Origin of the sequence: Mesorhizobium sp. M9A.F.Ca.ET.002.03.1.2, from assembly GCF_003952365.1 — a bacterium.
GTDB lineage: Bacteria > Pseudomonadota > Alphaproteobacteria > Rhizobiales > Rhizobiaceae > Mesorhizobium.
In genome coordinates this window covers 621,741-636,106 of sequence record NZ_CP034443.1, presented here as the reverse complement: position 1 = coordinate 636,106, position 14,366 = coordinate 621,741, and the positions used below count along the sequence as shown (strand labels likewise).

At 63.1% G+C, this 14,366-nt stretch carries 15 protein-coding genes; 8 read left to right on the top strand and 7 right to left on the bottom strand.

Features of this window, described 5'->3' with window-relative positions; genetic code table 11:
• Window positions 1-249: 249 nt before the first annotated feature.
• The 6 genes from EJ066_RS03145 to EJ066_RS03120 all read left to right on the top strand — a co-directional run bounded on the left by EJ066_RS03145 (window position 250) and on the right by EJ066_RS03120 (window position 5,909).
• Complete coding sequence (locus EJ066_RS03145; RefSeq protein ID WP_126034833.1) at window positions 250-1,560, top strand: extracellular solute-binding protein; 1,311 nt, start codon at window positions 250-252, stop codon at window positions 1,558-1,560.
• A gap of 73 nt (window positions 1,561-1,633) precedes the next feature.
• Window positions 1,634-2,539 carry a sugar ABC transporter permease gene (locus EJ066_RS03140; RefSeq protein WP_027153143.1) on the top strand — a complete coding sequence of 302 codons (906 nt, stop codon included), beginning with the start codon at window positions 1,634-1,636 and terminating at the stop codon, window positions 2,537-2,539.
• A gap of 1 nt (window position 2,540) precedes the next feature.
• A complete protein-coding gene (locus EJ066_RS03135; RefSeq protein ID WP_126034829.1) occupies window positions 2,541-3,500 on the top strand; it encodes a carbohydrate ABC transporter permease in 960 nt (319 codons plus the stop codon).
• Window positions 3,497-3,724, top strand: coding sequence for a hypothetical protein (locus tag EJ066_RS03130; RefSeq protein WP_126034827.1), 228 nt, complete (start codon window positions 3,497-3,499; stop codon window positions 3,722-3,724). Before EJ066_RS03135 ends, EJ066_RS03130 begins: the two co-directional genes overlap by 4 nt.
• Complete coding sequence (locus EJ066_RS03125; RefSeq protein WP_126034825.1) at window positions 3,721-4,824, top strand: ABC transporter ATP-binding protein; 1,104 nt, start codon at window positions 3,721-3,723, stop codon at window positions 4,822-4,824. Before EJ066_RS03130 ends, EJ066_RS03125 begins: the two co-directional genes overlap by 4 nt.
• Window positions 4,824-5,909 carry an ABC transporter ATP-binding protein gene (locus EJ066_RS03120; RefSeq protein ID WP_126034823.1) on the top strand — a complete coding sequence of 362 codons (1,086 nt, stop codon included), beginning with the start codon at window positions 4,824-4,826 and terminating at the stop codon, window positions 5,907-5,909. The genes EJ066_RS03125 and EJ066_RS03120 overlap by 1 nt, the downstream gene beginning before the upstream one ends.
• 74 nt (window positions 5,910-5,983) lie before the next feature.
• Here EJ066_RS03120 and EJ066_RS03115 read toward each other — a convergent pair whose 3' ends face one another.
• Window positions 5,984-6,955 carry an AraC family transcriptional regulator gene (locus EJ066_RS03115; RefSeq protein WP_126034821.1) on the bottom strand — a complete coding sequence of 324 codons (972 nt, stop codon included), beginning with the start codon at window positions 6,953-6,955 and terminating at the stop codon, window positions 5,984-5,986.
• A 91-nt stretch (window positions 6,956-7,046) separates the two neighbouring features.
• Between EJ066_RS03115 and EJ066_RS03110 the strand changes: the two genes are divergently transcribed.
• Window positions 7,047-8,264, top strand: a complete 1,218-nt coding sequence (locus EJ066_RS03110) for an MFS transporter (RefSeq protein WP_126034819.1) — start codon at window positions 7,047-7,049, stop codon at window positions 8,262-8,264.
• Between the two features lie 7 nt (window positions 8,265-8,271).
• Here the strand turns inward: EJ066_RS03110 and EJ066_RS03105 are convergent, their stop codons facing one another.
• Entirely contained in the window at window positions 8,272-8,619 is a 348-nt protein-coding gene (locus EJ066_RS03105) for a GFA family protein (protein ID WP_126034817.1), read from the bottom strand.
• Between the two features lie 120 nt (window positions 8,620-8,739).
• Here EJ066_RS03105 and EJ066_RS03100 point away from each other — a divergent pair, with 120 nt between their 5' ends.
• A complete protein-coding gene (locus EJ066_RS03100; RefSeq protein ID WP_126034815.1) occupies window positions 8,740-10,035 on the top strand; it encodes an amidase in 1,296 nt (431 codons plus the stop codon).
• Window positions 10,036-10,047: 12 nt separating this feature from the next.
• On the opposite strand, the gene EJ066_RS03095 is transcribed toward EJ066_RS03100, so the two are convergent.
• Genes EJ066_RS03095 through EJ066_RS03075 form a run of 5 tightly spaced genes read right to left on the bottom strand, consistent with a single transcriptional unit; the run spans window position 10,048 to window position 14,291 of the window.
• Complete coding sequence (locus EJ066_RS03095) at window positions 10,048-10,434, bottom strand: hypothetical protein (RefSeq protein ID WP_126034813.1); 387 nt, start codon at window positions 10,432-10,434, stop codon at window positions 10,048-10,050.
• Window positions 10,435-10,476: 42 nt separating this feature from the next.
• The gene (locus tag EJ066_RS03090; protein WP_126034811.1) at window positions 10,477-11,457 is read right to left on the bottom strand and encodes a hydroxyacid dehydrogenase; all 981 of its coding nucleotides are present in this window, start codon (window positions 11,455-11,457) and stop codon (window positions 10,477-10,479) included.
• A gap of 1 nt (window position 11,458) precedes the next feature.
• Window positions 11,459-12,175 carry a FadR/GntR family transcriptional regulator gene (locus EJ066_RS03085; protein ID WP_126034809.1) on the bottom strand — a complete coding sequence of 239 codons (717 nt, stop codon included), beginning with the start codon at window positions 12,173-12,175 and terminating at the stop codon, window positions 11,459-11,461.
• Window positions 12,176-12,177: 2 nt separating this feature from the next.
• Complete coding sequence (locus EJ066_RS03080) at window positions 12,178-13,347, bottom strand: mandelate racemase/muconate lactonizing enzyme family protein (protein ID WP_126034807.1); 1,170 nt, start codon at window positions 13,345-13,347, stop codon at window positions 12,178-12,180.
• 56 nt (window positions 13,348-13,403) lie between these two features.
• Window positions 13,404-14,291, bottom strand: a complete 888-nt coding sequence (locus EJ066_RS03075; RefSeq protein ID WP_126043728.1) for a sugar phosphate isomerase/epimerase — start codon at window positions 14,289-14,291, stop codon at window positions 13,404-13,406.
• Window positions 14,292-14,366 lie beyond the last annotated feature (75 nt).

The following is a 14,366-nucleotide window of genomic DNA, read 5'->3' as shown; positions in this document are numbered from 1 at the left end:
AAAACAGGCAGATGTTGCTGGAATCCGCTTGTCTAGGGCTCCGCTATCGTCCAAGAAAGAGCTTGACGTGCGTCCGAAATTGGTAATACCAGATCAGGACAATAAAGCGGATTAAAAGTGAGGGCTGCGATCCATTCTGGCCGGGCGAGGAGGCTCCCGGAACGATGCCATCACGGGAGGAATTACCCGGGCCCGCCTCGCCGCTGGCTCGCATGACACGGTAGAATGAGCACAAGGGAGGAAATCATCATGCGCAAGACAATGACCAGCATGCTTGCTGGTATCGCGATGACGCTTGCCAGCGGAACGGCGGCGTATTCGCAGGAGCTTACGATTTTCTGGGCGGAATGGGATCCGGCCAATTACCTGCAGGAACTCGTCAACCTTTACGAGGCCGAGACCGGCGTGAAGGTCACTGTCGAAACCACGCCTTGGTCCGACTTCCAGACCAAGGCATTCACTGAGTTCAACGCCAAGGGCAGCGCCTACGACATGGTGGTCGGCGACTCGCAGTGGATCGGCGCCGCATCCGAGGCGGGACACTATGTCGACCTCACCGACTTCTTCAACAAACACAATCTGAAGGAGGTGATGGCGCCAGCGACGGTCAAGTACTACGCCGAATATCCGTCGAATTCTGGCAAGTACTGGTCGATCCCGGCCGAGGGCGACGCGGTCGGCTGGTCCTACCGCAAGGACTGGTTCGAGGACCCCAAGGAAAAGGAAGCCTTCAAGGCCAAGTATGGCTACGATCTCGACGTGCCGAAGGATTTCAAGGCGCTGCGCGACATCGCCGAATTCTTCCACCGTCCCGACGAGAAGCGCTACGGCGTCGCCATCTACACCGATAACTCGTATGACGCGCTGGTGATGGGCGTCGAGAACGCCATCTTCTCCTTCGGCGGCGAGCTAGGCGATTACGCGACCTACAAGGTCGACGGCGTCATCAACTCTGAGCAGAACGTCAAGGCGCTCGAGGCCTACAAGGAGCTCTATTCCTTCACCCCTCCTGGTTGGGCCAAGAGCTTCTTCATCGAGGACAACCAGGCGATCACCGAGAACCTGGCGGCGATGAGCATGAACTACTTCGCCTTCTTCCCGGCGCTCATCAACGAAGCCTCTAACCCGAATGCCAAGGTCACCGGCTTTTTCGCCAACCCTCCAGGACCGAACGGCGACCAGTTCGCCGCGCTCGGCGGCCAGGGCATCTCCGTCATCTCCTATTCCCAGAATCAGGAAGAGGCGATGAAGTTCCTGGAATGGTTCATCAAGGACGAGACGCAGAAGAAATGGGCGGAGCTCGGCGGTTACACGGCAAGCGCCAAGGTGCTCGAGTCGCCTGAATTCCAGAACGCCACGCCTTACAACAAGGCCTTCTACGAAACCATGTTCAAGGTGAAGGACTTCTGGGCGACGCCGGAATATGCCGAGCTGCTTATCCAGATGAACCAGCGCGTCTATCCCTACATCACCGGCAATCAGGGCACGGCCAAGGAAGTGCTTGATTCGCTGGCCGCGGACTGGAACGCGACGTTCAAGAAATACAACCGCGCGAAGTAAACGGCACTAACGCTCGGAGGGGGCGGGAGCCCGCCCCTTCCGTTTTCTTTTCCGGACCAAAGAGGAACGGGCCTTGGCCACTGCAGTCATGACCACGCTGGATCCCAACTCGCGCTCCGCCGCCCGCGGCATGAGCGACCTCACGATCCGCAATCTCTTCATCATTCCGACGATCGTTTTCCTGATCGTCTTCAACATCTTTCCGCTGCTCTATTCGCTCGGCTATTCGTTCACCGACTTTCGAGCGTCGAGCCCCGCGGCGGCCAATTTCGTCGGACTGCAGAATTACCGCGAGCTGCTCAACGACCCGTTCATCTGGTCGAATTTCGCCATCACCGCCAAATATGTCATCGTCTCCGTCGTCGGCCAGGTCATCGTCGGCTTCGGCGTGGCGTTGCTGCTCAACCGCGATATCCCGTTGAAGGGCCTGCTGACGACACTGCTGCTGTTGCCAATGATGCTGTCGATGGCCGTCGTCGGACTGTTCTGGAAACTGCTCTACGATCCGTCCTTCGGCATCATCAACTATACGCTCGGCCTCGGCTCCTTCGAGTGGCTGTCCAACCCCGACATGGCGCTCTACGCGGTTGCCATCACCGACATCTGGATGTGGTCGCCCTTCGTGATGCTGCTGTCGCTTGCCGGCCTGTCGGCAGTGCCGAAGCACCTTTACGAGGCGGCGGCGATCGACCGCGCCGGCTCGTTCTATACCTTCTTTCGCATCACGCTGCCCTTGGTCGCGCCGATTCTGATGATTGCGATCATCTTTCGCACCATGGAGGCGTTCAAGACCTTCGATCTCGCCTACATCCTGACCAGCCAGCCAACCACCGAGGTGATCTCGATCCGGCTCTACAAGATGGCGTTCCAGGAATGGCAGACTGGGCGCTCCTGCGCGCTCGCCTACATCGTGCTGATCATGATCCTGGCGATCACCAACATCTACGTCAAATACCTGAACAAGGTGAAGGAGCGCTAGAATGGCCGCTGTCACCACCTCTACCGAGCGTTCGCTCAACAAGCTCGCCATCGTCGGTGTGCTGATCGTCACGATCATCTTCCTGGCGCCGATCTACTGGATAGCCTCGACGGCGTTCAAGCCGCGCAACCTTGCCACCACCATTCCACCGACGGTGATGTTCCAGCCTGAGATATCGCCCTTCGTAAAGCTCTTCACCAAGCGGTCGCAGTTGCGCACCGCGCCGACGCCGGAACAATACGCCGCCGCTCCGTGGTGGGAGCGGCTGGTGTTTGACGGCGGCGAGAAGGTGGTGCGCTCGGGCAGGGGCGAGGTGCAGTGGTCCGGCTATCCGAACCGCTTCATGAATTCGCTGATCGTCGCCATCACCTCCACCGTCCTGGCCGTCGGCATGGGCACCTTCACGGCTTACGGCTTCTCGCGCTTCAAGATAAAGGGGGAACAGGACCTGCTCTTCTTCATCCTGTCGACGCGCATGCTGCCGCCGGTGGTGGTGGCGATCCCGATGTTCCTGATGTACCGGGTCGTCGGCCTCAACGACACGCATTGGGGCCTGATCATCCTCTACACCGCCTTTAACTTGTCCTTCTCTGTATGGCTGATGAAAGGGTTCATGGACGAGATTCCGAAGGAGTACGAGGAGGCGGCGCTCGTCGACGGCTATACGCGCATGGAGGCCTTCTTCAAGATCGTGCTGCCGGAGGCCGCCACCGGCATCGCCGCGACCGCCGTGTTCTGCTTCATCACGGCTTGGAACGAATATGCCTTCGCGCTGATCATGACCAATCGCCGCGCCCAGACGGCACCGCCCTTCATCCCCAGCCAGGTCGGCTCCGGCCTGCCGGACTGGACGGTGATTGCCGCCGGAACCTTCCTGTTCCTGCTGCCGGTCGCCATATTCACCTTCCTGCTCCGCAACCACCTCTTGCGCGGCATGTCCTTCGGAGCGATCCGCAAATGATCCGCCATGCTACAATCCAGCGCACGGCCGAGATCGTGATGGTGTGCGGCATCATCGCGCTCTGCCAGCCGTGGAATCTCTTCCTGCACCGCTATGGGGTGACGATCATCTTGATCGGGCTCGTCACCTTCCTGTGCACCAACTGGTTCGGCAAGCCGGACGATGGAACCGAGAGAACAGACGGGGTCTTCGACGTCTCCGACCATAATGAGGGCCGCACGTGACCCAGATCGAGCTTCGCGGCGTCCAGAAATATTTCGGCGCCGTCCAGGTCATCAAGGACCTCAACCTCAAGATCGACGACAACGAGTTCATCGTGCTGCTCGGCCAGTCGGGCTGCGGCAAGACGACGACGCTTCGCGCCATCGCCGGGCTGGAGACTATCGACGGCGGCGATGTCCTCATCGACGGCAAGCCGGTCCAGCATCTCAAGGCGGCCGACCGCGACATCGCCATGGTCTTCCAGTCGTTCTCGCTCTATCCGCATATGAGCGTCTACGAGAACATCGCCTTCCCGCTCAGGGCGACGCGCAAGAGCAGGGCCGAGATCGACAGCGAGGTGCGCTCGGTCGCCAAGACGCTGCAGATCACCGATCTTCTCGCCAAGAAGCCGTCGGCGCTGTCAGGCGGCGACATGCAGCGCGTGGCCATCGGCCGGGCGCTGGTGCGGCGGCCGAAGGCGATGCTGATGGACGAGCCGATCGGCGCACTCGATGCCAAGCTGCGCGAGGAGATGCGGGCCGAGATCAAGCGCCTGCACATCAAGCAGGGCTCGACCACCATCTATGTCACCCATGACCAGATCGAGGCGATGAGCCTCGCCGACCGCATCGTCATCATGCATGAAGGCGTACTGCAGCAGGTCGGTTCGCCGGACGAAGTCTATTCGCGGCCGGCCAATCTGTTCGTTGCTCAGTTCGTCGGCAGCCCGGTGATGAACGTCGCCGACGCGGCGGTGGCGGAAAAAGCCTCGTCGGCCTCGGTGACGGTCGGAGGGGTGGCTACCGGCTTTGAGTTTCCGCGCGCGTTGCTGTCGAAGCTCAACGGCCATGCCGGCGACAAACTTGCTCTCGGCATCCGGCCGGAAGGCGTCATCGTTCGCCGCGAAGCGGCGGAAGGGTTCTTGCCGGTCGAGGCGCAGATCGTCGAGCCGCTCGGATCCTTCGACATCGTCGACCTCAAAGTCGGCTCCAAGATGCTGCGCGCCCGCACCAAAAGCGGTTTCATCAGCGGGCCCGGCGTGAAGGTCTTTGCCAGGATCGATCCGGCCCAGGCGCACTTCTTCGATACGGCGAGCGGCAAGTCACTGGGGGTGAGACTCTGATGGCCCATATCCAGCTCAAGAATATCTCCAAGACATTCGGCAATCACACCGCATTGACCGGGCTCAATCTCGACATCGCCGACGGCGAATTCTTCGTGCTGCTCGGCGAGACGGGCGCCGGCAAGACGACGACGCTGCGCATGATCGCCGGCCTGGAGAAGCCGACCGAAGGTCAGGTCTTCATCGACGGCGTCGATGTCGCCAGCTGGGGTGCGGCCGAGCGCGATGTGGCGCTGGTGCTGCAGCAATATTCGCTCTATCCGCGCTACACGGTGCGCGAAAATCTCGAATTTCCGCTGAAGCCGAAGATACGCCGGCTGCCCGACGCCGAGATCAAGGATCGCGTCGACCGTGCCGCCAGGACGCTGCGCATAGAGCATCTGCTCGACCGCAAAACCGACCGGCTTTCGGGCGGCGAGATGCAGCGCGTCTCGATCGGCCGCGCCATCGTGCGCAAGCCGCGCGTGTTCCTGATGGACGAGCCGCTGTCGGCGCTCGACGCCAAACTGCGCGAGGCGCTGCGTACCGAGCTGAAGAACCTGCAGATGCAGCTCGGCGCGACCTTCCTGTTCGTGACGCACGACCAGATCGAGGCGATGTCGATGGGCGACAAGGTCGGCGTGCTCAACCATGGCCACATCGTCCAGACCGGCACGCCGTATGAGATCTACAACAATCCGCGCGACACCTATGTGGCAAGCTTCGTCGGCTCGCCACCGATGAATCTCATCGACGGCAAGCTCGTCGACGGCCGCGCTGTGATGGCGCCGCTGAATTTCGAGCTGCCTTTCGCGGGGGGTGCCAAGACGGGCGGTGCGACCGACGGTCGCCCGCTCGTCTTCGGTATTCGTCCCGAAGACGTCTATCTCGAGAGCGGGGCGCCGGTGGAAGCACGCATCCACGATGTCGAAAACCATGGCGTCGAAAAGATCCTGACGCTGCGGGTCGGCGACGCCATGCTGCGAGCCACGGTGCCGGCCAGAACCGATGTCGAGATCGAGCAGCCGGTGCGCTTTGCCTGGGATCCGGACAAGGTGGTGCTGTTTGACAAGGGCAGCGGAATCAATCTCCGCCACGCCGGATGAGGTGCGTCGGTGCATGCCGCAAGAGCACTGCCGGCTCGGCCTGAATCACCGAGAAATGAGTATCTTGGCCAGGCTTAGCCAGCTTGACGGACCTCAGCCTGTTCTTCGGCGCGAAAATGGCTAGGAGCCGATCCGATGACGCGCTTGAACGCGCGACTGAAGGACGCGTCGGATTCATAACCCAGGCGTGCGGCGACGACGGAAATCTTGAGCCGGTCGCGGACCAGCCATTGCCGTGCCTGGTGCATTCTCACCTGGGTGACATATTTCGCCGGCGTTTCGCCGACGATCGTCGCGAAGCGTTCGGCAAAACCCGATCGCGAGGCGCCCATCATCCTGGCCAGGGTCTCCACCGTCCAGTCGCGGTTCGGTTCGAGATGGATCGCAGCCAGTACGCGTCCGATCTCACGATCTCTCACCGCAGCGATCCATCCGGACGAGTCGCCGCAGCCGCGCTCGACCCATGACCGGATGACGATGGCGGCCAGCACATCGGCAAGCCGTGCCAGAATGCCGCCGGAGCCGACGCGCTCCATAGTCACTTCGCGCGCCATGCTCTCCAGCAGATGCGGAATGCCCGGCTCATACGCTTCCAGTTCGTGGGTGCGCATCACATCCGGCATCATGCCAAGCAGCGGGTGCAAGCCGTCGAGATTGAAATACATGCTGCCGAAGAATAGCAGCGTTCCCGGGCGGCAGCCTTCGTTGGACATGCAATAGACGCCCTTGCAGACCTCCGCGACCTGGTAGCCTTGGATCGGCGAAGCCTCGATGCCTGGCTCGCTTGCCAGGACGTGTTCGGCGCCGCGCGGCAGCAGCACCGCGTCGCCTGCGTTGAGTTCCACCCATTCGCCGGACGGCTGCAGCAACCAGCATCCTTTGCGGCCGATAAAATGAAACCGCGCCGCCGGCTGAGCCGGGAACTGGATGCCCCAGGGCTCCTTCATTTCGCACCGGCCATACTCGACGCCATCAAGACGCAACCCGCGCAATATGTCTGTCAGCGGATCGCCGGTGATCGGAACTTTGGACGAATGGTCAAGCATGATGGTGTTTCTAGCATGGAAACTCCAGATGGTCACTCCCTATGTTGCACTGCAGCCAAATGTTGCGCTGCAACCAGACCGGAGACACATCATGACCGAACCCGCGACAGGCGTCATCGACGCCGCTGTTCTCGACTCCTCCGAATCCGAAGAACGATCCGAGCCGGCATGGGGGGCGGTCGTATCGCTAGCGCTTGGCGTGTTTGGACTGGTGACCGCGGAATTCCTGCCCGCCAGCCTGCTGACGCCGCTGGCGCAGGATCTCGGTGTCACGGAGGGCACTGCCGGGCAAGCGGTGACGGCGACGGCCGTTGTCGGCGCGATAGCCGCCCCGACCATGGCCATCGTCACCAGACGACTGGACCGCAGGCTGGTCATGTGGGCGCTGACGGTGTTGCTAATCCTGTCAAATCTGCTGGCGGCGTTTGCCTCTTCGCTTCCGGTTCTTCTGATCGCCCGCATCATGCTCGGGATCAGCCTCGGCGGCTTCTGGTCGATGTCGGCGGCCATGGCGATGCGGCTTGTTCCGATGCGGCTGATGCCACGCGCCATGTCGATCATCCTCACCGGCGTTTCGGTAGCGACCGTGTGCGCAGCCCCGGTCGGAGCCTATGTCGGCGACATCTGGGGATGGCGAACGGCCTTCATGATCGCGGCTGTTGTCGGCGCTCTGGCGCTGCTGGTGCAGGTCGCCACCATTCCGAGGCTGCCGCCGGCCGGCGTGGCAAGCTTTCGTACCTTGCTGGAGGTGCTGAAGCGACCGATGATCAGGGTTGCGCTTCTGGTGGTCCTGCTGGTTGCCTCGGGACACTTTGCCGGCTTCACCTATGTTCGACCGTTTCTCGAGAAGGTGCCGGCACTGGATATCGAAACGATCTCGCTTGTGCTGCTTGCCTACGGCATCGGTGGCTTCTTCGGCAATTTCGCCGGCGGCTTCATGGCCGAGCGCAGCCTCAAGACCGCCGTGGGCATGGCGCCTCTGCTGATTGCGGTGGCGGCGCTCTTGCTGCTTAGTGTCGGCGCCTCGCCGGTGGTGGCGGCGATAGCCGTGGCCGCCTGGGGCTTTGCCTTCGGCGCGGTGCCGGTCGGGCTGCAAACCTGGCTGGTGCGGGCCGCTCCCGACCAGGCTGAAAGCGCCGGCGGGCTGATGGTCGCCACGTTCCAGGTGGCCATCGCGCTGGGCGCCGTTTTCGGCGGCCTGCTGGTCGACAATGCCGGCGTTGCCAGTGCTTTCGCCTATTGCGGGATCGCGACGTTGCTGGCGGCCTTGGCGGCGTTCCTGCTTGGCCCAAAGGCAACCGACAGTTGAGGGCCCGTCAAACCGCGCGGCCGTCGAAGTCGAAAATCGGCACCGTGGCGAGGTCCAATCCGTCGATGCAATGGATATTGACGTAGGCGCTTCGTTCGCTCCCTTCGCTGACGTCCTCGGCGAAGGGGTGAATGCCGCAGGCTCGGCAGAACCGGTGGGCGATGACATGATTGCCGAAAGTGTAGCTACCAAGATCGTCGCGCCAGGCAAGCACTCGCAACGCCCCATGCGGCACGGCCCATAGCAGCGCGCCCTTGCGCGAGCAGATCGAGCAATTGCATCGCACGGCGCCGGTCAGGTCGCCTTCGACCTCGAAGGCGACCTTGCCGCAGTGGCAGCTGCCTTTGTAGAGCATCGGGTCTCCTCCCTCGGTCCAGCAGGGGTGCAAATCCGCCCATACCGGGTTATGTGTTCGCGGGCCACGTGATGGCTTCCAACTGTAAGACGTTGCAGCCGTCCGGAGTCCGACACCGAAATGCAATCCACCCGCGACCGCCTTGAAGCTGTTCTTTCCCGTCTCGCTGTCCGAGCGGGCGACCAAAGCGTGTTCACAAAACTCTATCCGGAAGCTGCGCGGGCGGCGGCGGACGCCGCTGATGCACGGCGCAAGGCCGGCGTGACGCTCGGGCCGCTCGACGGTGCGATCGTCTCGATCAAGGATCTGTTCGATGTCGCCGGCGAGCCGACCACGGCCGGTTCGCTGTTGCTCAGCACCGCGGCGCCGGCGCTGCGAGATGCCGTCATCGTGCGGCGGCTGCGGCAGGCGGGCGCCGTCATCTTCGGCAAGACCAACATGACCGAGTTCGCCTTCACCGCGATCGGCGTCAACCCGCATTACGGCACGCCCGGCAATGCCACCGACGCCAGCCGGATTGCGGGCGGTTCATCCTCCGGCGCCGGTGTTTCCGTTGCGGAAGGCACGAGCGAGATCTCGATCGGTTCCGACACCGGCGGTTCGGTGCGCATCCCGGCATCGCTGAACGGTGTCGTCGGCTTCAAGCCGACGGCACGGCGCGTGCCGCGTGACGGCGTTTTCCCGCTGTCGGCCACGCTGGACTCCATTGGCCCGCTTGCCCGCACGGTCGCCGAATGTGCCGTGGCCGACGCGGTGATGGCGGGCGAGGAGCCTGCGGCGCTTATTCCGCTTCCGCTTGCCGGACTGCGCATCGGCGTGCCACGCGGCGTCCTCTTCGAGGATACGGAAGAAGAGGTCGCGGCGGCGTTCGACAGATGTGTTCGCAAGATAGAGCTTGCCGGTGCCCGCTTCGCCGATCTGTCCATCGATGACCTCCTGACCGATTTGCGCGCGGTGACCAAGCGGGCCTCGATCGCGGCAATGGAAGGCGCCGAGGTCCATGCGGATTGGCTGGCGACAGGCGCGACGACGCCGGTCGATCCGCGGGTGAGCGAGTCGTTGTCGCGCGCTGCCGCCGTTCCGGCCACGGCCTATATAAGGGCAGTTCGCCGCCGCACGGCGCTTCTGGCGGCCATGGATGAGCGGCTGGCGTCGGTCGATATGCTGGCTCTGCCGACCACGCCGGTCACCGCGCCGACCATCGTGTCGATGACCAGCGACGAGGGTCTGTGCGACAGGACGGAAGGCCTTCTGCTGCGCAACACGCAGGTTGCCAACCAGTTCGACCTCTGCGCGATCTCCTTGCCGATGCCGGGAATGGCCCGCCCTGCCGGGCTGATGCTGGTGGCGCGCAACGGCCACGACCACCGTCTCCTGCGCATCGCGGCGGAAGTCGAGGCGCTGCTTGGCCGTTGATGATGAGAACGTTCAGTGCGATGAGCAGTGGCCGCGTTCGCTGTCCCTGGACGCGCGTTCGATACCGGCCGCGACCAGCCAGGGCAGAGTGTATTGCTTGCCGTTGAGGGTCTGGGTCTGGTTCTCGATGGAGCCGGCAACGACGACCTTGCCGGCGTAGAGCTTGTCCGAGAGACCGAGCGCCTTCTCTTCCTGCGGCAACCCATCGATGTCGATCGACACGCCCTTGATGATCTTGCCGGTGGCAAGATCGAGCGCGCTGTTCGACGGACAGGGCGCCATCACGCAGCGCAGGCCGTTGTCGCAATAGACATAACTGCTCTCGGCCGCAGCGACCGAGGGCAGGGCGCCGATCGAACAGATGGCAACAAGCAGCGGCGTGCGGCGAAGAACGAGCATGGGGCCAGCGTCGTGGAGAAATGGGGCGAAACGGCGGTGGCGCTATACGTCGGCCGGAAACCGCCGCCGGTAGTGCTCGACCACTTCGGGATTGCGCAGATTGACCGGCAATTTGTTGGCCAGCACCAGCAAGGTTTCATCAGCCGAGCCGACGCCCATGCGCATCATCGATTGCTCGGTGATCCCTGCCATGTGCGGGGTGACGATGACATTGTCGAAGCCGAAATAGGGATGATCTGAAGGCAGCGGCTGCGTTGCAAAGACATCGAGCGCGGCACCGCCGATACGGCCCTTTTGCAGCGCTTCGATCAAGGCGTCGTCGTCGATCACCGGCCCGCGCGAAATATTGATCAGCATCGCATCCGGCTTCATCCGGGCGATGCGCTCGCGGCTGATCAGTCCGCGCGTCTCCGGCGTCAGCGGGCAGCACAGGACGATGATGTCGCTCTGCTCGACCAGCGCGTCGATCGACAGGAAGCCGACCCTGTCCGGCGCCGGCCTCATGCTGCGCGTGGTCGCCACCACGTTCAGGTCGAAACCATGCGCCGCGATATGGCCGACGGCCTGTCCGATGGCGCCAAAGCCGACGATGCCGAGCGTCTTGCCGGCGAGCTCGCTGCCGAGAATAGTGTGGTCACGGCCGGCCAGCCAGCCCTTCGCCCGCAAATCGCGGTCCACCATGCGGAAACGCCGAAGCAGCGCCAGGGCCGCGAACATCACGTATTCGGCGACCGACCGTGCATTGACCGCCGGCACGTTTGCCACCAGCACGCCGGCTGCGTTGGCCGCTTCCATCGGCACCATGTCGAGCCCGGCGCCGTGGCGGATTGCGGCCCTGAGCTTCGTCTGGCCTTCGAAAAGCGCTGATGGCAGCGGGGCGCGAACGATGATGATATCGGCGTCCCGCGCCTCAGCGGCCAGCGTGTCCGCGTCGAGGGCGGAGGCGACAACGAGGTCGCCGGCACCAGTCAGCATGGCGGAGGCGCGCGGGTGCAGCGTGTGCGTCGACAGGATTTTAGGCATATCAGGCCTGTTCGAGCGCTGGGTTGTGAGGTTCTGGCCCGCCGCCCTCGATCAGGCCTTTCCAGTAGCTCTCCGCACCTTGCAGATGGGCGTTCATCAGCGCCTGGGCGAGGTTGCCGTCGCGGCGCAGCAGCGCCTCGTAGATCTGGATGTGCTCGGCATGCGAGCGCACGTTGCGCTCGGGATCGTTGAAATAGATCGGCAGGCGTTGCTCGCCCATCATGTAGTAGACGCTGCATATGTTGTGAAAAACGCTGTTCTTGGTTGCCCGCACGATCTCGAGGTGAAATTCGCGGTCCTCCTTGGCGAGGCCCTCGCCCGCCGCAATGCGCTCTTCCGAAGCCTTCAGGATTTCGCGCAGCCGCTCGAAATTTTCCTCCGTGGCGCGCGAGCAGGCAAGCTCGGCGGCCTTGATCTCGTGAATCTTGCGCAACTCGACCGTCTCGTAGATCTGGATCGGATCGAGCGGCAGGCCGGCCCTGGCAAAAAGCGCCATCGCCTCGACGCTGGCCTGCTTGGTGTCGATGTAGATGCCGGATTTGGCCCGGCGCTCGACGATGCGCATGGCTTCGAGGATGGCCAGCGCCTCACGGATCTGGCCGCGGCTGACGCCGAAGTGCTCCGCCAGCTCACGCTCCGACGGCGTTCGACCCGTCCCCTTGTCGGAGTGGGAGAATAGATAGGCGGCGAGTTCCGCGAGAAGGTTCTTTTCTTTCATGATCAGCCGCGTTGCGCGTGCGCCTCCAGAAACCGTTCCGAAAGGGTGAATCCCAGCCCGGGCTTCTCGGGGATCGCTATCATACCGTCCCTTGCTTCGACAGTCTCCTCGATCAGATCGTGGATCATCGGGTTGGCGCCGAGCGAATATTCGACGGTAAAGCTAGCCGGCGAAGCAGCGCAGACATGCAGCCCGGCAAAGAAGCAAGGCGCGCCGGCCCACAGATGCGGCGCGAAGCGCAGATTGAACGCGCTGGCGATGGTGCCGATCTTCATCGCCTCGCTGATGCCGCCGCAGAAGGCTGGGTCGGGCTGGAAGATATCGGCCGCCTTGAGCGTGGCGAGGTCGCGAAAGGCATAGCGCGTCGCTTCGCTTTCGCCGGTGGCGATCGGGATCGAGCCGGACGCCCGCACTTCGGCCATGCCGGGCTTGTCGTCGGCGATGACCGGCTCCTCGAACCAGGCCAGGTCGAGATCGCCGGCGAGATGGATGAAGCGTTTGGCTTCCGCCACCGTATAGGTGCCATGCGCATCGGCCATCAGCTCGACGTCGGGGCCGAGCGCCTGTCTTGCAGCGCGGACGCGGGCGGCGGAAATGTGCGGCGCGCCGTCCATTGCGCCGACGCGCATCTTCAGCGCCTTGAAGCCGCCCTTGGCGATATAGGATTTCAACTGGTCGCCGATCGCCTCGGTGGAAGCCCAGCCGCCGGAAGCATAGGCCGGCATGCGGTCGAGCTTGCGGCCACCGAGCAGCCGCCAGACCGGAACCCCCAGCGACTTGCCCAGAATATCCCACAGCGCGATGTCGACGGCGCTGATCGCGGCGACGCTGATGCCGCGCCGCGCCAGTTGCGGCATGGCATGGCCGTTTTGCGCGGCACTGTCATGGCGCACGCCATTGTAGAGCATCTCCCAGATCACCCCGATGTCGGCCGGATCGCAGCCGACCAACTGTGGGCCGACTTCGTTGTTCAGCATGTGGACGAGGGCGCCATAGCTGCCGGCGCTGCCGGCGGCATTCTTGCCTTCGCCCCAGCCGACCAGCCCGTCATTGGTCTCTATGCGCAGGATGGCAGCGTCGAACGTCGTCACCTGACCGAAGTCGCTGCGGTGCTGCTTCGCGGCCTCGATCGGTATGCGGACCCACCAGGCTTGGACCGTCTTGATGCGCATGTTCATCCCCGGCCCTGCCGCCGGTCAGGGCGGAAGAGCTCATTCCCAGAGGTCGACTACTTGATCAGCGGCAGCAGCGTTTCGGCGTTGATGCGCATCTGATCGGTGTAGAATTTCTCCGTGAGCACGCTGGAACCGTGGTCCTGGATGAATTTGAGCTGCTCCGGCGAGATGTCGACCGGATTGCGATCGACCATGTCGGGATAGGGAGCGGCCGGCGTGCGATCGACAGGGGCGACGAACTCGTTGGTCAGCGCGCCGTCGTAACCGACCTCCTTCAGCGTGCCGACGATCTTCGGCCAGTCGATCTGTCCGAGACCGGCGGCGAAGCGGTTGTTGTCGGCCACATGGAAGTCGAACAGGCGCTTACCGACCTGCCGGATGGCGTCGTAGACGTTAAACTCTTCCATGTGGATGTGGTAGGCGTCGAGGCAGACGCCGCATTCGGGGCTGACCGCGTCGGCCAGCGCCAGCGCCTGGGCGCCACGGTTGAACAAATAGGTCTCGAAGCGGTTGAGCGGCTCGACCGCGATCTTGACGCCCACTTTCTTGGCATGGGTGAAGCATTCCCTGGTGGCGTCGACCACCCATTTCCATTCTTCCGCCTCGGTGCCGTCCGGCACCACCTTGCCGACGGTGGCGGGAACGAGCGTGATGATCTCGCCGTCGAGCTCGCTCACCATCGTCAGCACGTCCTTGACATACTGCACGGAGCGCTCGCGCTGGCCCTGATCCTTGGCGGCCAGGTTGCGCTCGCCCAGCATCAGCGTCACCGCCCCCCAGCAGCGAATGCCGTGCTCCTTCAAGAGCGCACGCGTCTCATTGGTCTTGTACTGCTCGGGTTCACCGGAAATCTCGATCGATTCATAGCCGAATTTCTTGATGCGCCTGAGCGTCGTCTCCAATGGTTCCGCCCGCATCCAGTTGTGCGTTGAAAGATGCATGGTCTGTCCTTCCCAGAATTCGCCTATGACACACGCCAGCAGAGTGTGTCGCATGAGTCCTCCCCAAGGCGCTCC